The organism is Billgrantia campisalis (assembly GCF_022341425.1).
Lineage (GTDB): Bacteria > Pseudomonadota > Gammaproteobacteria > Pseudomonadales > Halomonadaceae > Halomonas > Halomonas campisalis.
This window is the reverse complement of sequence record NZ_JABFUC010000005.1, coordinates 261636-282145: the sequence shown is the minus strand read 5'-3', so window position 1 is coordinate 282145 and position 20510 is coordinate 261636. Positions and strand designations below refer to the sequence as shown.

The window sequence follows — 20510 nt, the reverse complement described above, 5'->3', positions numbered from 1 at the left end:
GCCAGAGCAGATCGTCGTGCGCCTGTTCGACGACGAGGCGCGCTATCTGGCCTCGACCTCGACGATCTATCGCGTGCTGCACAAGCACCGCGAGGTGGTGCACCGGGGCCGCGCCAAGCCGTCCAAGCGCCATGCACGTCCCACGACCTACCATGCCACCGCGCCGAACCGGGTCTGGACGTGGGATTGTTCATGGATGGGCGGGCCCATCAAGGGGCAGCACTACTACCTGGTGATGATGCTCGACATCTACAGCCGCAAGATCACCGGCTGGGAGGTGTTCCTGGCCGAGTCGGCTCACAACTCGCGCACCGTACTGGAGCGCGCCGTGCTGGCCGAGAAGGTGGTCAACCAGCCCTTGGTGCTACACGCCGATAACGGCAGCCCGTTCAAGGGCGCCACGCTGCTGGAGAAGATGCATGACCTCGGTATCACCCCGTCATTCAGCCGGCCGCGGGTCAGCAACGACAACCCCTATTCGGAGTCGCTGTTCCGCACCTGCAAGTACCGGCCCTGTTACCCCGTGGATGGCTTCGCCACCATCGAGGCTGCCCGGCAGTGGGTGCATGGCTTCGTGCAGTGGTACAACCACGAGCACCGCCACAGCGGCATCCGCCTGGTGACGCCGGCACAGCGCCATGCCGGCAAGGATGCTGAGGTGTTGGCCAAGCGCCACGCCATCAATCAGGCGGCACGTGCGGCCAACCCGGCCCGCTGGAGCGGGAAGACCCGGAACTGGGCGCCGGTGGGCACCGTCTCGCTCAACCCGGAGCGGGAGCTTCAGATCACCACGTCCGAGCCAGAAAAACAGGCCGCGTGAATGCACTCAGAGGCGACAGATTTCTTGACAACTACCGCCGCCTCGCCGCTGCCTTTCCGGCTAGTCGGTATCCGTCCCTGTCGGCTTGTGGAAATCGGGGACAGTGGAAATCGGGGACAGACCCTAGGGAAATCGGGGACAGACCCTCATTAACCCATAGGTGGAAACATCACGTACCTGGCTGCACATCTCCCCCGGTCCTCCCCGCCAACAGCTTCAGGATCAACAGCGCAAACTGCCTTCCCGTCTCCTCATCCTCCAGCAGCGGCATGCTGAGCTTCTCGTGGTCGCTCATGGCGTCGAGCACGGCGTCAGTGACCTTCTTGGGGAAGAGGCCGTGCATCACCTGGTCCTCACCATGGCTGCGCACCTGGGTCATCACCGCCTCGTCGCGTTCGATACGGTCGGCGATGCCGTTGGCGAAGTGCAGCTTGTCGTCGTCGCTGACTTCGGCGCCGTAGAGGTCGTTGAGCCGGTCGATGATCTCGGCCAGGCGCTGCTTCTCGGGATCAAAGGGCTTGCCTGAGCCGACTTCGCTGACCGGTTTGAGCGGGCTGCCTTCGGCGACTTCCAGCTGCAGGCGCTTCTCCTCGCGCTTGGTGAGGCGGTAGTGGGTCAGCTCCAGCTCGCTGACGTCGATGACCTCCTCCTCCAGCAGCCGGTCGGTGCGCAGCAGCGGGTAGAGGTGCCGGGCGTAGACACACAGCTGCTCCAGCTCGGGGTCGTCGAAGGTGACGATCTGGCTGAGGAATTCGTAGATACGCACGAAGCTCTGCAGGTTCTTGCGGAACAGATCGAGCTCGTCGCGGGTGGTGCCGGCCTCCTTAAGCTCCTGCTCGGCGCGCTTCAGGCCCTTGTCGTCGCCGTTGCCCTCGGCGAGGCGCCGAGCTTCTTTCCAGGTCTCCAGCTGTTCGAGCGTGAGCCGGTAGCGCTCCTTGAAGCGGTCCTGGGCGGGCCGGCAGTGATAGCTAAGGCTCGAGGCCGGCGCCTTGGGGTCGAAGAAGGCGCGGGCGAAGTTCTCCACCTCGGGCCAGTGGTAGATGCCGCTGGCGTCCAGGCTGCGCTGCAGATCGAAGACCACGTTGGGGTCGGAGACGTCGGCCAGTTCGGCCTTGCGGTAGTAGGGGGCGAAGGCGTCGAGGATCTCCTGCTCATCGTTGTAGAAGTCGAGGATGAAGGTCTGCTTGCCGGGAAACAGCCGGTTGAGCCGCGAGAGGGTCTGTACGCAGTCCACGCCCTGGAGCTTCTTGTCCACGTACATGGCGCACAGCTTGGGCTGGTCGAAGCCGGTCTGGAACTTGTTGGCGGCGATCATCACGTTGAAGTCGTCGGTGTCGAAGGCCTCGGCCAGGTCGCGCCCTTTCAGCCCGGGGTTGAGCAGCCGGCTGGTCTCGGTGACCTCCTCTGGGATCACCTCGTCGGGCGGCACGCTGCCGGAGAAGGCCACCATGGGGTGCACGTCGTCATAGCCCTGGGCCTGGATGTAGGCCTGCATGGCGAGCTGGTAGCGCACCGCCTCCTGCCGGCTGGCGGTGACCACCATGGCCTTGGCCTGGCCGTCGAGCAGGTGGCGGACGTTGTCGCGGTAGTGCTCGACGATCACCTCGACCCGCTGGGCGATGTTGTAGGGGTGCAGGCGCACCCACTTGGCCAGGGTGCGCGAGGCCTTCTTGGAATCGACCTCCTGCTCCTCGCCGTCCGGGTGGGCAAGCTTCCAGGCGGTACCGTAGGTGACGTAGTTCTGCAGCACGTCGAGGATGAAGCCCTCCTCGATGGCCTGGCGCATGGAGTAGAGGTGGAACGGCTCGGGCGTGTTGTCGGCACTGGCCGGCAGGTCGGGATCCGGCGGACGTCCGAACAGCTCCAGGGTCTTGGCCTTGGGGGTGGCGGTGAAGGCGTAGTAGCTGATGCGTTCGCTGGGGCGGCGCGAAGCGACGGCGGCATCGAGCATCATCTCGGCGCTGACTTCCCGCTCGCCGCCGCCCTCATCCTCTGTGGCCTCACCTGCGGCCGCCAGCAGCGCCTTGAGTTTGCTGGCCGAGCTGCCGGTCTGGGAGGAGTGGGCCTCGTCGGCGATCACCGCGTAGTTGCCCTCGGCGAGCTTGGGGCGCTTTTCCAGGGCATCGAACAGGGCCGGGAAGGTCTGGATGGTGACGATGATGATGCGGGTGTTGCTGGCCAGCGCCTCGGCGAGCTGCTCCGACTTGCTCTGGTTGCCAACGTCGCGGGTGATCGGGCAGACCACGCCGTGGGCGTGCTCGAACTGGTAGATGGTGTCCTGGAGCTGGCTGTCGAGCACGGTACGGTCGGTGACCACGATCACCGAGTTGAACAGCTTGGTGCCGTCTTGGGCGTAGAGATTGGCCAGCTGGTGGGCACACCAGGCGATGGAGTTGGACTTGCCGGAGCCGGCGCTGTGCTGCACTAGGTAGCGGTGCCCCGGCCCCTCGGCCAGGGTGGCCTGCACCAGGCGATTGACCACCTCCCACTGATGATAGCGCGGGAAGATCAGCGTCTCTTTCGTGGAGCGCCGGCCATGGAAGTCCTCCACGGTCTTTTTCTCCAGGTGCAGGAAGCGGCCGAGCACCTTCAGCCAGGCGTCCGGGGCGAACACCTGCTCCCACAGGTAGGCAGTGGCGTAGCTCTGCTCGTCCGGCGCGGGCGGGTTGCCGGCACCGCCCTCCTCCGTGCCGCGGTTGAAGGGCAGGAAGACAGTGTCCCTGCCGCCCAGCCGGGTGGTCATCGCCACCTCGGCCTGGCTCACCGCGAAGTGCACCAGGGCGCCACGCTTGAAGGTCAGCAGCGGCTCCGGCTTGCGGGTGACGGGATCCTTGATCGGGCGGTCCTGGCGATACTGGCGCTTGGCGTTCTCCACCGTCTGCTTGAACTGGCTCTTGAGCTCCAGGGTGGCAGTCGGTATGCCGTTGACGAACAGCACCAGGTCGAGGCGGGGATTGTAGTTCTGGCCAGCGCTCTGGCCCTTCTCCCGTGCGTGGGGCGAGTAGGAGACCTCCGGCACCACCCGCAGGCGGTTGGCGCGGTAGCGAGCCAGGGAATCGGGGTTCATGCCGTGGTCGGGCTGGAAGCTGCAGAGGTCGAACTTCACCCCCGGCACCTTGAAGCCGTGGCGCAGCACCTCCAGGGTGCCGGCCCGCTCCAGCTCTCGGACCACCTTCTGCACGAAGACGGACTCCGAGGCCTGGGGGTTGGCCTTGCAGAACTTCTCCCAGCGCTCGGGCCAGGCCTCCTTCACGTAGCCCAGCAGATCCTCGGTGTAGAGCGCCGAGGCGCGGTCATAGCCACTGGCCTGGCCGGCCTTCCAGCCCCCGACTACCATGGCGTCGATGATGTCCTGCTGGAACCGAGCTTCCCTGCTGTCCGCCATGATCTCCCCCTGCCGAATCCGTCTTTATTTTCCTTAGCCTACGACGTCCGCGCCTAGCACACAAAAAGTAACCCCCCAAGGTGCGCTTCCATGAGAGGCGTGGGGGGTGTTGTTGGCAGGATGTGAACTTGGCCGCTGCTGCCAACTTTACATAGGCTCGGTTGCTAATGCGAGGTGATAGCCCCTGCACCGATAGGCAGTCCCTCAGCTGGTTTACGTTTTGCTCTGAAAGCGGCCTTTACGGGCGATTCCAGGCACATTTCTAAACCGCAGCTCGCCATCAGGCACCAGAACAACACTGGTGATGTTTCAGCTCTCCGCCTCGATCAGCGCCGGATCGTCTTCCACCGGGCGATTGACCCGGGTGCTCACCGGCCAGTGGGTCAGCTGATCGTGTGGGAGGTGATGGACCAGATGGCGGATCGTCTCGCGTTCCATCAGCTCGGGATCGAGCCAGGGCTCCAGGCTCTGCTGATCCAGTATCAGCGGCATTCGCGGGTGGATCGCCTTGGCGACGCCGCGGGCGGGCTCGGTGAGGATCGCGCAGCCGGGCTTGCCGTCGGGGCGTTCGATCCAGATCCCGGCAAACCATAGCGGCTCGCCGTCGCGGCGCGTCAGGTAGTGGGGCTGCTTGCGGCCCTCCACGGCTAGCCACTCGTACCAGCCGTTTGCCGGCACCAGGCAGCGGTGACGGGCAAAGGCGCCGCGGAAATAGGGCGAGATGGCGACCTTCTCGACGGTTGCGTTGATGGGCTGCGGTGCCCTGTCATCGGCCCAGTGGGGCCGGTAGCCCCACCACAGCGCATCCAGACTCAGCTGGCCGCTGTCATCATGCCGGCGCACCGCCGAAATCCAGGTGCCCGGCGCGACGTTGTAGCGCGGCGTCAGCTCGCCCTCGGCCAGCGGCAGCTTGAGGGAGGCAGCCAGGCTGGGGAAGTCGCTGTAGAACGCGAAACGGCCGCACATGGACTATCCAACAAATCTATTATTTATAAACTCCAATCACGAGAACAACAGCCACTAGAACAGCAAAAACCACAAAACCAAAGAAAATTTTATCCCGATTCTTTTTTGCTTTGTAAAGCTTGCAATATTTATCCACCAAAGCTTTTCGCTCACCCACGCAGCATTTATCTAAAACAACTTTTTCATTAGCAAGCATCGACTTCATATCGTCCATAATCCTTCCATCGCTATCAATGCTTTTTGGCAAAAGATGAGAAATAATAACCTGCATACGACTCTCATATTGACTTACACTGGCGACAACAAGAGATAGAGAAAACGCAATTGCAGATAAGACAAACGCGCCGAATGAAATCATATACTCATGGCTCATATCAGAGAAATCTCCATGTCATCCTCAAAACATTAATCGTACCAAAAAGATAAACCTTATCTCTCAGAATGCAAATGACGAAGAACCAGATTGTCATATTCAGAGATAAACCCTATACCACATCAATAGCAATCTCTAGTCTTGACTAAAACTTTTCTTCCTGGCTCATGGTCGATGAGAAGGCCGTTGGGCGTGCCATCCACCAGAAAGAGCCGAATGCTACGTCCTTGGGTCATGGGTGCTCCTCACCTTCAGCTGTAGGAGGCCCGCTCTTCGGCGGCCATCAACACCTCGGATTGCTCAGGCTGTTGATCGGCCCGCCAGCCACGCACGTCGATCTTCCCGGTAACGGCGGCGGAAATCAGGGCGGAGCGGTGTTCCTGCATTAAAGTAATATTGATGGACGCCTCTTCAAGCAGCTGCGTGAGCTTGTCTAGCTCTCGACGTGCTTCTTGAACAATTTCAGATTGCTTATCAACCTTGGGCAGCGCAATCCGGAAGGAGGATATCTGCTCGGGGCTAATATGGGGAACACTAACCCCCGTCATGTCAGCCTCAATACTGTCCTTGAACTCTTGGCTTGAGAGAGCCAGCTCTAAGAAGTCTTGATCAAGGCCATTTCTCGCTCTAACCCTAGCGACGCGCTGTAACAGCAGTGCCGGAAGGTCACTATTTTTTATTCTTGCTACACGCGCACCGCTACTGATCCATGGTCGATCCATCCCGATGACTAAATCACCTTCCTTGAGCCAGTATTCATCAAGCCCTCGGATCTTTTCATCATAAGGCCAATAAACCACATCGTCCCAACGAGTAGAGCCGACACTGACATTGACTCCGCGTAGAAGCCGGACTCCAGTATCATGGTCGAAGCCACTGCTGGGAAACGCATACCCGGGGAGCAGGTCTATGTAGTACCCCAGCTTTCCTGCCGGACCATCACCAAAGCTTTTGACGGCATGGGAGATCACCGCCTGGCGCTTCTCATTGAGCAGTTCGATCAGGCGCTTCTGCTCCTCCACCAAGGCGTCGATGCGAGCGGTTTCATGGTCGAGAAAGGCGGCAATTATCTGCTGCTCTTGGGCTGGAGGGAAAGGAAACCGCAACTGGCGGAACTTCTCCGCCGGAAGATGAGCTATTGTGGCTTTTGACTCATCCTGGTCGTAGTAACCACTGATCTTCGCTGCAAATAAAACAGCCAATAAGTATTCTGATTTCTGAGAGCCCCTGGTCCAAGGGCGAAGCCGGTGCAATGCTTTCTGGAATCCAACCTTCCGATCAGAACCGGCCCATAACGCTGCTCGTCCTACGTCTCCGCCCTCGCAAACCAGTATGTCACCGTGCCTGACGGTATATCGTTCTAATTCGCCTTCAGAGATATCCATTACCGGCAGGCTGTCAGTGTTGATCCGGCCCCACTGGACATCTTGGTTGCGTAAATATGGTACTAACGCATCACCTGTGATTCTCTTTGCATCAAGCATCTTTCCCAGATCGACCTTATACTGGAATCCAAGCTTGCAAACTCTCCAATGCGCCGGCACTTCCCCCAGCCAATCAATGCCAGAGTCCTTGTACTCGGGATATTTCGGAAAGCTCATCGCGTCATCCCTTCCCTTGTATTCGCCACTGCCTCTCTCCAGGAGGGCCCGGCCAGCCAACCGCCAGGCACAAAAAACCCGCCAGAATAGGATCGCGCTTGGCGCAGTGTGCTTGGCTCACCTGGCGCATAGGAGACCCAACCAAACCAAGCACAACCATCTGATAAATAAAGAAAATTCTTCATTTTAGCTCATCACCTTGGCTCATCCTCATCGGATTGACCAGGATGCGAGCCAAGTGATGGAAGTCGATAACGTGTCCCACTGCGCACCCCCTCTGAAACCAGCCTGCCCTCATCGACCAGTTGCGTGATGCTGCGCTTGATGCGCGAGCGAGGAATCTCTGGCCCCACCCGCTCATGGATCTGCCCGATCCGTGATCCTGGATAGTGACCGACATCCTCTTCTATCAGTGCCAGCAAACGATATGGTTCGATACGTTTCAGAGAGGTGCCGCTGACAAAGTCGAGGGCTTGCAGCAGCTCGGGAGTAATAAAGTAACGTGTGGCCTGAGTGCGCCCTCTGGTCTGCACGACCCCCCAGTCGAGAGGTCGCCTTAGCCAAGGCTGCAGGGCTTCCGCAGAGGACAGCTCCAAGGCTCCGATCAACTCCCTCGCTGTCATGGCCTCATGCTGGGCCAGCAAGCCCAAGGCGATACGTTCGCGTTGAGTAAGCTGATAGGTCTGATCCGCCTTGGCGATGAAGTCGATAACCTCGGGTTTCAGGATGCGTCGGTAGATCGTCACCTGAACTCGATCATGACGCTCCATCAGCTCAGGGGCAGGCCGGCCCTGGGATAGCAAGACTTCATAGATCTTATCGAAGCCGCTGCCCTCCCTCTCCATCAGTTTGAGATCGTGAAACAATCGAGCAAGGTGCTCATTGCGACGCACCGTGGTGTGCAGCACGTTCTGCGGCGTCACCCCCAGCGGCAAAGGGCCGGGATTTACCACTTCCAATTTGTCAGGGTATAGATTCAGGAAGATATCGCCACGCTGAGTATAGGGGCGATGCACTAGGGCATTGACCAATAGCTCACGGATCACGATCTCATCGAAGGCCGGCACATGCTGGCGGTATAGCCCATCCGGCAGCTCATAGCGTTCGCGAAAATCCGGTACATCAAGCCAGACCGCTTCTACCAGCTCCATCGGGTTCAGCGTATGGTCGTCCCAGGCCAGCTTGTTCACCTTTTGACCATGTTCATCACGCTTGATGAACTGAATGACCGGCGCGGTGGGCAACTGAGCACGGTGATATTGCTTTCCCAAGCACAGAATACCCAAATGCGTCAGAAATTCGCCATGGGAAAGCTGATAGTGATCCAGCAGCTCCCTATCGGTCTTTTCCTTGACCGAGGGTTTCACACGATCAGAGTCACGCAGCGCCCTGACCAGTCTTCCACACTTGGTCGGATCCACCTCTGAGCGAGCTACCCGCAGAGTGGTCTGAACCTCCCAAGGCAGCGCGGAACGCTCAGTTGCAAGCCGCATCACATCGTCACCGGTGACGGGTTTGCTCTGGTCAGCAATACGAAGGAAATAGCGCCCGTCGGTAGTGGAAGCAACCGATTGTGAGCGCGGAATAGCCAGACTAATGTATTGCCCACCGCCGTCGGCGATGATGACAGTAGGAAGTAGCGTGACATTGACGGTGCGCTCCGAGATCTTGCGCCGAAGCGTATCGGGCAAGGTGGGAGGAACGACTTGGCCCACAGGCGGTTCACTCTCACTGTCTTCGATGCCAATAAGCAGCGTACCGCCTGTCGCATTGGCGAAAGCAACACAGTCCTTGGCCAGCTCATCCCAGTTGGCCGATTTGCCACTAACGGCTCGCAAAGACTTCTTGTCAAGCAACTGGCCTTCTTCACTCATGCCGACAGCTCCTCGATCATCCGCTTGATCCGGTCGGTGCAGGCCTTGAGGTCGGCGTCGATCTCCTCCAGCGGGCGCGGCGGGGTGAACTGGTAGAAGTGCCGGTTGAAGGGGATCTCGAAGCCGACGATACCGATGCGGCCGTCCAGCGGGTCGCGCTTCTCTTCATCGATCCAGGCGTCGGGGACGTGGGGCTTCACCTCGCGCTCGAAGTAGTCGTATACCGACTCATTCAGCGGCACGTTCTCGTTGTCGCGCAGGCCGGTGTCGGGCTCGGGGTTGCCCTTCTTGTCGAGGCAGATGTCGGCCGCCGGGTCGCGCTCGGAGAGGGCGCTCAAGATCGCCTTCTGCACCGGGGCGCCGATCTTCAACCGCTCTTGTTTCAGTTCTGCCTTGAGTGCGGCCTTCAGCGCCTTGGTGAAGGCGTCGCGGTTGTTGTAGAGCTGCTCCGGGTCCAGGATGGCGCAGGCGGCCTTGATCGCCTCGCGCTCGGCCTCATCGAGCTTCTGCAGGGGCTTCTCATCATCGAGCCGGGCCAGGCGCTCGGGGCTCGCCTGGAAGTTGAGGCGCAGCGGGCGCTCCACAGTGATGCGTCGATAGCCGAAGGCTTCCGCCGGGAACAGCTTGCTCTCCTCGCTCTCCTGGCAGGCGCCGTAGAAGCGCACGATCTCCTCGATGTCGCGGTCGGCGACGAACTGGCGCTTGCTGCCGAGCGACTTGCGCATCTTACTGGCCCGGCCGGTGGCGTTGATCAGCTGCACCTGGCCGCGGCGCTCGGCGGGCTTGAGGTTCGAGAGAATCCACACATAGGTGGCGATGCCGGTGTTGTAGAAGAGGTCCGTGGGCAGGCCGACGATGGCCTCCACCAGGTCGTGCTGCAGCAGGTAGCGGCGAATCTCCGATTCGCCGCTGCCGGCGCCGCCGGTGAAGAGCGGCGAGCCGTTGAGGATGATGCCGATGCGCGAGCCGCCCTCCTGGCGCGGGCGCATCTTGCTCACCAGATGCATCAAAAACAGCAGCGAGCCGTCGGAGACCCGCGGCAGGCCGGGGCCAAAGCGGCCCTCATAGCCCTTGTGCTTGTGCTCGTCGGTGATCGGCTTCTGCACCTTCTTCCACTCCACGCCGAACGGCGGATTGGAGAGCATGAAGTCGAAGCGCTCGCCGGGGAGCTGGTCGTCGGAGAGGGTGTTGCCGAGCTTGATCCGCTCCACCGCCTGCCCCTTGATCAGCATATCGGCCTTGCAGATGGCGTAGGACTCGGGGTTGAGCTCCTGGCCGTGCAGCGAGACGGTCACGTCCTGGCTGACCTGCTGGATGTACTCCTCACTCTCGGAGAGGAAACCGCCGGTGCCCGCCGTGGGGTCGTAGACGGTGACGATGCCATGGGGGCGCAGCTTCTCCTCCTGGCCGGTGAGCACTAGGGAGGTGGTCAGGTGGACGATGTCGCGGGGGGTGAAGTGCTCCCCCGCCGTCTCGTTGGAGCTCTCGGCGAACTTGCGAATCAGCTCCTCGAACACCAGGCCCATGCCGAAGTTGGTCAGACGCTGCGGACTCAGGTCCATGGCGGCGAAGCGCTGCACCACCTGGTAGAGCAGGTCATTGGCGCCGAGTTGCTGGACGAAGCTCTCGAACTCGAAGTGCTCGAAGATCTCCCGGGCGTCCTGGCTGAACGACTGCACGTAGCTCATCAGGTCGTCGCCGGTCTGGGTGTCGGAGAGGGTGCCGAGCGTCAGCGGCGAGGCATTGAAAAAGGGCTGAGCCGCGGCGCGCAGCAGCAGCTTCTCGCGCACCGCCTCGGGCTTGGCCTGGTGTTCCCCGGCGGCGCGCAGCACGTCGGCCTTGGTGGGCTCCAGCACGCACTCCAGACGCCGCAGCAGGGTGAAGGGCAGGATAATGCGGCCGTACTGGGACTGTTTGAAATCGCCGCGCAGCAGGTCCGCCACGGACCAGATGAAGGCCGCCAGCTGAGAGTGACTCTCCGTGTTCACGATGCTTCCCCGCATTCTTGGTGCTGATGGTGTGGATGAGGGCCATCATACACAGCGAGGGAGTAGCCACGAAGACGCTTACGCTCGAGAGTCTCGGCCACGGTGGCACGCAGGCTATCCAGCATTTCCTGGGTATCGGGGGTGAGCTGGGTCATGGTCGTGGCTTCGCCGTGGTATTCATTGGTGGGCCCAACTGGACTCGAACCATCGACCAAGGGATTATGAGTTTGCACGCAACGCGGTAAACCCAATACATTCAAGGATAGGCAAGCGCCAGGTGCGAAAGGCAAAAATATCTACGTGACAGCACCTTAGCGAAATGCAGGGGAAGGCCGACACCGGATCTGGCGAGGTCTCGGAAGACGAAGGAGTGAACGAAGATGGTGACACGTCGCAGCTGGGGCGTTGTCGCAGTGGTGACAGCGATTTTCGCAGCTGCCGTATCCTACTTTCTCGCTGCACCGAGGAGCTCCGAGCCGCCCCCCTCTGCGCCATCGCAGGGATCCGACTGGATCTCGGCTGCAGCGGACATCGCGGTGGATGGATTCGACCGGCTGGCGGATGCGTGGGAACTGGCGCTTCCGGCGGATCATGGGGTGCATTCCGAAGCCCGCACGGAGCTATGGCAAGTGTCGGCGCACCTTGCAGATGACGATGGCCAACCCGTCGGCGTCCAGTTCATGCTGTTTCGCATCGGTCTCGCCGGTCCCGATGCGCCGCCGCCGACCTCGTCCTGGGAGGCGCGTGAGCTCTATCGCGGCCACGTCGTGCTGGTCGAGGCGGCTGACGCGGCCATCGTCGCCCAGGAGCGATTCGGTCGCGGCATGGCGGGCCTTGCAGGATATGACGCGAACCGCGGGGAGCTTCGCCTCGACAGCTGGTCGCTCGACTTTCCGGCTCAGGAAAATTCGGGCCAGTGGACCCTGAACACGGGTCCGGGCGATATCCGGGTCGAGCTGGAGCTGACGCCCGAAAAGGCCCCCCTTCGGGTCGACAGCGACGCGCTACCCTTCCGCGGCTACGCTTTCAGCCGACTGCGCGCCGAAGGCACCGTCGGGACGCAGGAGGACCAGCGGTCGGTTTCCGGTACCGTATGGTTCGAGCATCTGTGGGGCGAGCTGCCGATCCCCGGCGGCACGCCCGTGGCATCGGACCGGCTGCAAGTGCAGCTCGACGACGGGTCGGAGCTTTCGGTCGTCCGGTCGCGCCGCCTCGACGGGGCGGGCACACCGACGGTGGAGGCGCTCCTGATCGATGCGGATGGCAGCGTCGCCGCCTTCGACGACGACGCAGCGCAACTGGAACTGACGCGCCGCTGGCAGGGAGCCGAGGCCGCCTGGCCTGTGGACTGGGAGCTGCGGCTGGGAGACCTGCAACTCGCCATCACGCCGGTCATGGATGCGCAGGAGCATGCCTTCATGGTCAGGGTCTGGTCGGGTCTGGTACAGGCGGAAGGACAACATGGCGATCGGCCGGTCTCCGGGCTGGGGACCTTGCAGCTGACGGGATACGGGAATTGATGACGGGGAGAGCGCCATGAAGCAGCGGATCCTGATAGGTGGCACCGTCGTCACCCTGGCTGTCGTGGGGTTGGCGATTGCCTGGCTGGGCGGATTTCTGCCTTCCTCACCCGGTGCCGATCCGGAGCGGCACCGCTCGCCCACCGGGGAGGTTCCGGCGACCGAGCAGCGTCCGGGCGATCCGGCGGCGGGTTACCATGCGCTGGTCAACGAAGCCTATGTCAGCTGCGGCATGCCGCACGAGGCCTGGCGCCGTCTGGCGCCCGAAACCGATCCGGCCGACCTGCTGCCCGGTCGTGAAGGCCGTAATGCCGAGCTGCCCTATTTCCTCACCGCCCACGTCAATGCCGACGGCGTCGAGATCGTCTCGAACAACTGCCTGGTCTGCCATGCGGCACGGATCGAGGATGAGGTGGTGGTCGGGCTGGGCGATGCACTCGCCGATTTCACCGGGGACCCGCGCAACCTGGTCAACCAGGTGGGTCGCTACGTGCGTGGCCCGGCACAAACCGCCGCCTGGCAGCACTGGGCCGACCGGATCGAGGGCATCGCGCCCTATATCCGGACCGACACCATCGGCATGAATCCGGCCACCAACCTCAGCTGGGCGCTGATGGCGCATCGCGACCCGCGCACGATGGCCTGGTCCGACACCCCGCTGCTGGAACCGCCGCCCGAGACGCCGGTGCCGCTTCGCACCCCGCCCTGGTGGTGGATGGGCAAGAAGAACGCCATGTTCTACACCACCATCGGCCGGGGCGACCATTCGCGCTACATGCTGTTCGCATCACTCCTCTGCGCCGACAGGGTGGAGGAGTTGCGCGAGATCGACGCCTATGCCCCGGACATACGCGCCTATCTCGAAAGCCTCGCGCCTCCCGCCTTTCCGGGCGAAATTGACGAGGCGCTCGCCGCCGAGGGGCGGCCCCTATTCGAGGCGAATTGCGCGAGCTGCCACGGCACCTATGGCGAAGCCCCCCGCTATCCCAATCGGGTCATCCCGCTCGACCAGATCGGGACCGATCCGCTCTATGCCGCGACCATGACCGACGGCAGCCTCGACCGTTTCTACGAATGGGTGGAGCGCTCGCCGCATGGCGGCACCGTGCGGGCGGCGCCGGCGGCGGGATACATCGCCCCGCCCCTGGACGGGATCTGGGCGGTGGCGCCCTATCTGCACAACGGCTCGGTGCCGAGCCTCGCGGCGCTGCTCGACAGCCGGCTGCGCCCCCGCTACTGGCGCCATGCCGAGACGCGGGAGTATGACGCGGAGGCGATGGGCTGGCGCCACGAGGTGCTGGAGGCCGGCAAGGATGCCGCCGCCCCGGCCGAGCGGGTCCATATCTACGACACAACGCTGCCTGGCTACGACAACGGCGGCCATTACTTCGGTGACGCCCTGAGCGAGCAGGAGCGTCGCGCAGTGCTCGAATATCTCAAATCGTTGTGACGGCGCGCGATGATTCCGGCGCGTCATGTCTCGAAGGAGCCTACCCCTACGCTGGCCTGCGGATTTCACGACGGAACCAGCCCGTATGTCTCAGCAACAGCAGTCCGGTAGGCAGCCTGCCGCAACGGCAGGTTAGGAAATGCTGGTGGGCCCAGCTGGACTCGAACCAGCGACCAAGGGATTATGAGGCCAGCCAGACTCACCAATACAACGTGTATTCAATAGCTGACGGGACGCCCCTCGATCCGTACGGCGGACAAGGCTTCCAGGTTATCCAGGGACAACAAGCCACGGTCCGCTACCAGCACGACACGCCGCACATTGAAGCGCTTTGTTACGGTCTCGATAGTCAGCAGCAGCGTCTCGCGCACCGCCTCGGCCTTGGTCGGTTCCAACACGCACTCCAGGCGCCTCAGCAAGGTAAAGGGCAGGATAATGCGGCCATACTGGGACTGTTTGAAATCGCCGCGCAGCAGGTCCGCCACGGACCAGATGAAGGCCGCCAGCTGAGTGTGACTCTCCGTGTTCACGATGCTTCCCCGCGTTCTTGGTGCTGATGGTGTGGATGAGGGCCATCAAACACAACGGAGAGTAGGTCACGAAGTCGCCGAGGGCGCCTGCAAGGTCATCCGGCGCCACAAGGCCTCAATTCGGTTTCTGATCGTCCGACGGCTGTTGATAAGGCTGCTCGGGGGCGTCCTCGCCAACCAGTACCGGCTTGCCGTCCTGCCAGATGACTGCATAGTGGCCAAGTCGACGCTTGCGCTCGAGGGTCTCGGCCACAGCGGCACGCAGGCTATCCAGCATTTCCTGGGTATCGGGGGAGAGCTGGGTCATGGTCGTGACTCCTTGGAAAGCGTCTCAAACAACGAGTCATTGAGAATCTGTCGTTCTGGTCCGTGCTGCTCGAATACGGGTTCCGGCGTGCCACCGTCATTCATGAAGCAGCGAGCATGGCTGACCAATGGCGCATAAAGCGTCAGCAGATTATGAAGGCTACGAGGAAATCGGCGCTGTATGTCTTTGAGCGGAATATTGTGACCGCCATGAGAGACCCGTTCAGCAACGCGTAATCGCGACATTTCCACTGTTGGCAAGGCCAGATAAACAAGCTCGACTTTCCAGCTTGCAGACAGGAGGCGCTTGACCAGCGTGGAGTAGCCCCGCCCGGCCAGAGTCGTTTCAAAGGCAAAGTCTTCCTGGTCGGAAATCGCTTCTTCAATTTCTCGCAGGAAGATACGGCTAGCCGCCAAGAGCTCTCTCTCTGGAGCAAGTGGCGAGAGGCCTGCAGCAATCAGGTCAGCATTGATGAAACGAGAGCAGCTAGCTACTTGGGGCAGATAGTTCAGCGCAAAGGTGGTCTTGCCAGCTCCGTTCGGACCGGCAACGATCCAGCAAGTTGCTACATGTTCTTTACGGGTCATCACCAAGTCCTTCCGACACATGCACATGGAAGGTGTCTTACCCGATGTGCACCACACACAAATCTAGGCCATGGTGGGCAGAAATGCAGCTGCCTGTCGGTTGCTGCGCTTTGGTGGGCCCAGCTGGACTCGAACCAGCGACCAAGGGATTATGAGTCCCCTGCTCTAACCAACTGAGCTATAGGCCCTTTCAGAGGAAGGTACGCCAAGGCGCCGGGGTATGATAGCGAATGGTGATGAAGGAGGCCATAGCCGAGGGCCCTTCCCTGCTGCACCTTTGCGACGGGGCACTTCCTCCCGTGGCCGTGGTCTTCCTTGGGCCCGCCCCTTCTGGAGATCCGCCACTGCACCTGAATCAGAGCGACGTGATCGAGGGCCTGGGGCCGCTGCCGCCCTGGTGGCTCTCGGGCTTCACCGAGCGCCCCATGGCCACCCTGACCACCCGCTTCCCGCCGGAGCGCCTGGAGGCGATGGCCGTGGGCGAGTCGCTGGTGGAGGTGCTGATGCTCTCGGTGCAGACCGGCAACGCCACCCGCAGCGAGCCCCTGGCGGTGCGCTTCACTCGAGAGTCACCGGAGCGGGTGCGGGTCACCAACGCCGAGCGCGTGGCGCTGGACGGCCGCGAGCTGATGGCCGACCCCACCCTGCGCTCGGTGATGCTGCTGCTCGGCTACGAGCGGATCGGCGACGAGGTGCCAGTCAGCCTGGATGCCTTGCTGGCGAGGCGCTGAGTCGGGGCATGATCAGGTCGCAGTGATGCCGAGGATCGTGAAGGGCGTCTCGCAGGCGTGACGCTCGTGGCGTTCGTCGAGGCTCCCTCCTTTATTTAATCACCTGCTGAAAAAAACTCGCCTCTCGGGTTCAGAACCGCCGCCCGCCTTCGTTATCCCTTGTGCCACACTCATTAAACAATAAAGATTCGCATTATCATTAACTCCTGCCATGTGCCACCCGGGTCGTACGCCCGGCGGCGCACGGTCTCCCCCGAGATGCCGCGGCCATCCCCGCGACGGCAGCGGCGAACACACAAGGTGACACCATGAGATCACGGCTCGAGGAAAAGGAAAGAGGCACCGCCCTGGGCACCCGGCCCGCCCCCCTGGCAACCGACCAGCTGTTCAATGCCCGTCATGCCGAGGCCTACTGGCAGCAAGCGACCCGCTGCGTCGATCTTGTACGATGCAAGGTGGCCGAGGTAGACCGCCCCTTCACCGGCGCATGCCCTGAGGAGCTCAAGGGACTCTTCGCAACCATTGACCTGAACAGGCCCCTCGGCGAGCTGCGTCTCGCCTTGGAGGAGCTGGAGCGGGTCTACCTGGACGACGCCGTTTACTTCCACCATCCGCGCTACGTGGCCCACCTCAACTGCCCCATCGTGTTGCCCGGCATCCTCGCCGAGGCGATCCTCTCGCCGATCAACTCCTCGCTCGACACCTTCGACCAAAGCGCCGGTGGCACCTTCATCGAACAGTCGCTGATCGACTGGACCGCCGATCGCATCGGCCTGGGCCAGGACGCCGACGGTGTCTTCACGAGCGGCGGCACCCAGTCGAACCTGATGGCGCTGATGATCGCCCGGGACCACCACGGCGCCTCCCTCTCGGACCACGGCGGCAACAAGCATGCAGGCCTGCCCGCGGACTACCGCCGGCTGCGCATCCTCGGCTCGGCGGTGAGCCACTTCAGCCTGCAGAAGTCGGCGGCGATCCTGGGCCTGGGCTACCAGGCGGTGATGCCGGTGGCCTGCGATGCTCACTACCGCATGGATCCCGCTGCCCTCAAGGCGCGCCTGGAAGAGTGCCTGGCAATGGACCTGATCCCCATCGCCGTGGTGGCCACCGCGGGCACCACCGACTTCGGCAGCATCGACCCTCTTGAGGAGATCGCCGCGCTGTGCCGCGAGCACGGGATCTGGCTGCACGTGGACGCCGCCTACGGTGGGGGCCTGCTCTGCTCGCGACGCTACCGTCACCGCCTGGCCGGCATCGAGCACGCCGACTCGGTGACCATCGACTACCACAAGACCTTCTTCCAGCCGGTGAGCTGCAGCGCCTTCTTGGTGCGCCGGCGCAGCGACCTGCGCCACGTCACCCATCACGCCGACTACCTCAACCCACTGTGCCAGGCCGAGGCCGGCACTCCGGACCAGGTCAACAAGAGCCTGCAGACCACCAAGCGCTTCGATGCCCTCAAACTGTGGCTGACCCTGCGCATCATGGGCGCCGAGGCGCTGGGCGAGATGTTCGAGCGAGTCATCGACCTGGCCGGCGAGGCCCACGCCGAACTGGCTCGCCACCCGGAAATCGAGCTGCTGCTCGCCCCGCCCATGAGCACCCTGGTGTTCCGCTACCGCCCGGCGGGCCTGGGCGATACCGAACTCGACGCGCTCAACGCCTACGTGCGCGCGGCGCTGTCCCGCCACGGCGAGGCGGTGATCGCCGCTACCCGGGTCGGCGGACGTCGCTACCTCAAGTTCACCCTGCTCAATCCGGACACCCGACTCGAGGACCTCACCGCCATCGTGGAGCGCATCGTCCAACACGGCCGCGACTGGTGTGCGGCCCAGGCCCCGGCAAGTGCCGCTGCTTCCTGACCCCAGCGAGAGCTCACTATGCAACAGACAGTGCACGATTTTATCGCCATCGGCCTCGGCCCCTTCAACCTGGGCCTGGCCTGCCTGACCGATCCCATCGCGGAGCTCGACGGCCTCTTCCTCGAGCGCCGCGACGGCTTCGACTGGCACCCCGGCATGCTGCTGGAGGACGCCACCCTGCAGACCCCCTTCCTGTCGGACCTGGTCACCATGGCCGACCCGACCAGCCGCTTCAGCGTGCTCAACTACCTGAAGCAGCAGGGCCGGCTATACAACTTCTACATCCGCGAGAACGTCTTCCTGCTGCGCAGGGAATACAACCGCTACTGCCAATGGGCGGCGGCGCAGCTCGACAGTATCCACTTCGGCACCGAAGTGACCCGGGTCGACTTTGATGAGGCCACCGGCGTCTACCGGGTGAGCTGCCGAGACATCCATGGCGGCGAGGCAAGGGTCCACCTGGCCCGGCACCTGGTGCTCGGCACCGGTACCACGCCCTATCTGCCGGAGGGCTGCCGCAACGTAAACCCGCGCCCGCTGCACTCCAGCGAGTACCTTGAGCACAAGGCCGAGCTGCAGCGCCAGGAGGCCATCACCCTGATCGGCAGCGGCCAGAGTGCCGCCGAGATCTACCATGATCTGCTCGCCGATATCGACCGCTTCGGCTACCGGCTCGACTGGATTACCCGATCGCCGCGCTTTTTCCCGCTGGAGTACGGCAAGCTGACCCTGGAGATGACCTCGCCGGACTACATCGACTATTTCCACGCCCTGCCCGAGGCCACCCGCAACGCACTGATGCAGCGCCAGAAGAGCCTCTACAAGGGCATCAACCTGGAGCTGATCGACGCCATCTACGACCTGCGTTACGCCAAGGAACTTGGCGGTGAGGTCCGCTCGGAGCTGCTCACCAACACTCGTCTTGAGACCTGCCGCCATGACGCCGAGTGCGGCGAGTACGAGCTGACCCTGTGGCACGCCGAGCAGCAGCGCCACTTCCGCCATCGTACCCCGGCGCTGATCATGGCCACCGGCTACCGCTATCACATGCCGGACTTCCTGGCGCCCATCACCTCGCGTATCGCCTTCGACGACGCCGGCCGCTACGCCGTGGGCCGCTTCTACGACATCGACGGCGGTCGCGGCGAGATCTTCGTCCAGAATGCCGAGCTGCACACCCACAGCCTGGTGGCGCCGGATCTGGGCATGGGGCCCTACCGCAACGCCTGCATCATCCGTGCCTTGACCGGAAGGGAGATCTACCCCATCGAGGAGCGCATCGCCTACCAGCGCTTCGGCGCCCCCAGCGAGGCTGTCTTCGAACCGCTGGACGCGGAGCCTGCATGAACCCGACCCCCTGGCTGGTGGCCGTGACCGCCGTGGCGGTGATCAGCGATGCCATGCTGCTGCCCTTCTACCCGCAGTTCTTCGCCGCGCGCTTCGGCGTGGAGGCCCCGTCGCACACCGGCGCCTACCTGGCCATGAGCTGCCTGGTGGTGCTGCTGGCGCTGCCCGCCTGGGCACGCCTGGCGCGCCGGGTCGGTACCCTGCGCCTGCTGATCGGCACCCAACTGGTGGCCGGCGCCCTGAGCCTGTCCTGCGCGGTAATCACCTCGCTTCCCTGGTTCTGGGGCCTGTCGCTGGCCATGCTGGTGGCCAAGGCCAGCTACCTGCTGGTCTATCCCTACCTGATGAACTTCGCCCCCCGGGATCGCCATGCCACGCTCATCGGTGTGCTCTCGGTAGTGGTGCATGCCGGCGGCATCCTCGGCGCCATGGTCGGCGGGCTGGTGCTGGAGCATTGGCAAGCGGCCCAGGTGTTCCGGGTGATGGCGATCAGCGACGCCCTCCAGGTGGCGGTCTGCCTGCTGCTGCTCAAACGCGGCCGGGCACCCCACGCCGTCCCGGCCATCCCACCCACCCCGGGCACCAGCGGCGCCATCCTGCGCCTGGGCCTGGTGATGCTGCTGTTCTACTTCAGCGCCTTCCTGGCCCGGCCCTTCTTCACCCAGTACTGGGAGCTGGCCTCGGACTTGCCCGGTGAGGCGCTCGCCGGCACGGTCTTCGCCATCCCCGGCGGCGTGGCAGTGGCCCTGCTGGCCCTCGATCTGCTGGGCCGGCGCCCGGGCGGCGAGGCCATCGTGGTGCCGCTGGCCATCGGCCTCATCGGCCTGCTGCTGCAGGCCAGCGGCGAGGTTGTGGCCATCCTGGCCGGCCGGCTGCTGTTCGGCTGGGCGCTGTTCCGCGTCACCGTGCGCCTGGAGGTACGCATCTTCCAGCTCAGCACCCCGGCGCGCTACGCCAGCGATTTCAGCAAGATCCATGTCTTCCAGGGGCTCGGCGTGCTCGTCGCCTCCTGGGGCGCCGGCCGACTGGTCGACGCCCAGGGCCTGGCCAGCCCCTTCCTCGTCGCCGCACTGGGCTTCGTGCTCTGCGCCCTGGCCCATCGCCTGCTGCTGGCCCGGGTCGAGGCGACCCCGGCGCGGTCCACCGGCCCCGTTTCTGCAAGGAGCTGA

The 20510-nt window shown here is 63.1% G+C and carries 15 protein-coding genes, 1 tRNA gene and 1 pseudogene; 7 read left to right on the top strand and 10 right to left on the bottom strand.

Annotated features, from left to right (window positions below; translation table 11 throughout):
* The coding region (locus HOP52_RS08475; protein WP_238976939.1) for a DDE-type integrase/transposase/recombinase at positions 1–820 on the top strand (820 nt) is incomplete at its 5' end.
* Positions 821–989: 169 nt separating this feature from the next.
* Here the strand turns inward: HOP52_RS08475 and HOP52_RS08470 are convergent.
* The 6 genes from HOP52_RS08470 to HOP52_RS08445 form a co-directional block, all read right to left on the bottom strand.
* Positions 990–4205: a type I restriction endonuclease subunit R gene (locus HOP52_RS08470; RefSeq protein ID WP_238976938.1), complete on the bottom strand. Its 3216-nt coding sequence runs from the start codon at positions 4203–4205 to the stop codon at positions 990–992.
* Positions 4206–4514: 309 nt separating this feature from the next.
* Complete coding sequence (locus HOP52_RS08465; RefSeq protein ID WP_238976937.1) at positions 4515–5171, bottom strand: SOS response-associated peptidase; 657 nt, start codon at positions 5169–5171, stop codon at positions 4515–4517.
* Between the two features lie 19 nt (positions 5172–5190).
* On the bottom strand, positions 5191–5544 hold the full coding sequence (locus HOP52_RS08460; protein WP_238976936.1) for a hypothetical protein: 354 nt from the start codon (positions 5542–5544) through the stop codon (positions 5191–5193).
* Between the two features lie 251 nt (positions 5545–5795).
* A complete protein-coding gene (locus HOP52_RS08455; RefSeq protein ID WP_238976935.1) occupies positions 5796–7145 on the bottom strand; it encodes a restriction endonuclease subunit S in 1350 nt (449 codons plus the stop codon).
* 194 nt (positions 7146–7339) lie between these two features.
* Positions 7340–9019 carry an ATP-binding protein gene (locus HOP52_RS08450; RefSeq protein WP_238976934.1) on the bottom strand — a complete coding sequence of 560 codons (1680 nt, stop codon included), beginning with the start codon at positions 9017–9019 and terminating at the stop codon, positions 7340–7342.
* The gene (locus HOP52_RS08445) at positions 9016–11007 is read right to left on the bottom strand and encodes a type I restriction-modification system subunit M (protein ID WP_238976933.1); all 1992 of its coding nucleotides are present in this window, start codon (positions 11005–11007) and stop codon (positions 9016–9018) included. Before HOP52_RS08445 ends, HOP52_RS08450 begins: the two co-directional genes overlap by 4 nt.
* 380 nt (positions 11008–11387) lie before the next feature.
* On the opposite strand from HOP52_RS08445, the gene HOP52_RS08440 reads away from it, so the two are divergent.
* A complete protein-coding gene (locus HOP52_RS08440) occupies positions 11388–12527 on the top strand; it encodes a lipocalin-like domain-containing protein (RefSeq protein WP_238976932.1) in 1140 nt (379 codons plus the stop codon).
* A 16-nt stretch (positions 12528–12543) separates the two neighbouring features.
* Positions 12544–13977, top strand: coding sequence for a c-type cytochrome (locus tag HOP52_RS08435; RefSeq protein ID WP_238976931.1), 1434 nt, complete (start codon positions 12544–12546; stop codon positions 13975–13977).
* A gap of 221 nt (positions 13978–14198) precedes the next feature.
* Here HOP52_RS08435 and HOP52_RS19790 read toward each other — a convergent pair.
* The 4 genes and pseudogenes from HOP52_RS19790 to HOP52_RS08415 form a co-directional block, all read right to left on the bottom strand.
* A pseudogene (locus HOP52_RS19790) lies at positions 14199–14507 on the bottom strand (type I restriction-modification system subunit M N-terminal domain-containing protein); the annotation flags it as partial.
* 115 nt (positions 14508–14622) lie between these two features.
* On the bottom strand, positions 14623–14814 hold the full coding sequence (locus tag HOP52_RS08425; RefSeq protein ID WP_238976930.1) for a hypothetical protein: 192 nt from the start codon (positions 14812–14814) through the stop codon (positions 14623–14625).
* Positions 14811–15401, bottom strand: coding sequence for an ATPase (locus HOP52_RS08420; RefSeq protein WP_238976929.1), 591 nt, complete (start codon positions 15399–15401; stop codon positions 14811–14813). The genes HOP52_RS08425 and HOP52_RS08420 overlap by 4 nt, the downstream gene beginning before the upstream one ends.
* A gap of 111 nt (positions 15402–15512) precedes the next feature.
* Positions 15513–15589 (bottom strand) — tRNA-Ile (locus HOP52_RS08415).
* Between the two features lie 48 nt (positions 15590–15637).
* On the opposite strand from HOP52_RS08415, the gene HOP52_RS08410 reads away from it, so the two are divergent.
* The 4 genes from HOP52_RS08410 to HOP52_RS08395 all read left to right on the top strand — a co-directional run bounded on the left by HOP52_RS08410 (position 15638) and on the right by HOP52_RS08395 (position 20510).
* Positions 15638–16132 (top strand): SH3 domain-containing protein, encoded by a 495-nt coding sequence (locus tag HOP52_RS08410; RefSeq protein WP_238976928.1) that lies wholly within the window; start codon positions 15638–15640, stop codon positions 16130–16132.
* Between the two features lie 308 nt (positions 16133–16440).
* Complete coding sequence (locus HOP52_RS08405) at positions 16441–17994, top strand: pyridoxal phosphate-dependent decarboxylase family protein (protein ID WP_238976927.1); 1554 nt, start codon at positions 16441–16443, stop codon at positions 17992–17994.
* Between the two features lie 18 nt (positions 17995–18012).
* Positions 18013–19341 carry a lysine N(6)-hydroxylase/L-ornithine N(5)-oxygenase family protein gene (locus tag HOP52_RS08400; protein WP_238976926.1) on the top strand — a complete coding sequence of 443 codons (1329 nt, stop codon included), beginning with the start codon at positions 18013–18015 and terminating at the stop codon, positions 19339–19341.
* Positions 19338–20510: an MFS transporter gene (locus HOP52_RS08395; RefSeq protein WP_238976925.1), complete on the top strand. Its 1173-nt coding sequence runs from the start codon at positions 19338–19340 to the stop codon at positions 20508–20510. The genes HOP52_RS08400 and HOP52_RS08395 overlap by 4 nt, the downstream gene beginning before the upstream one ends.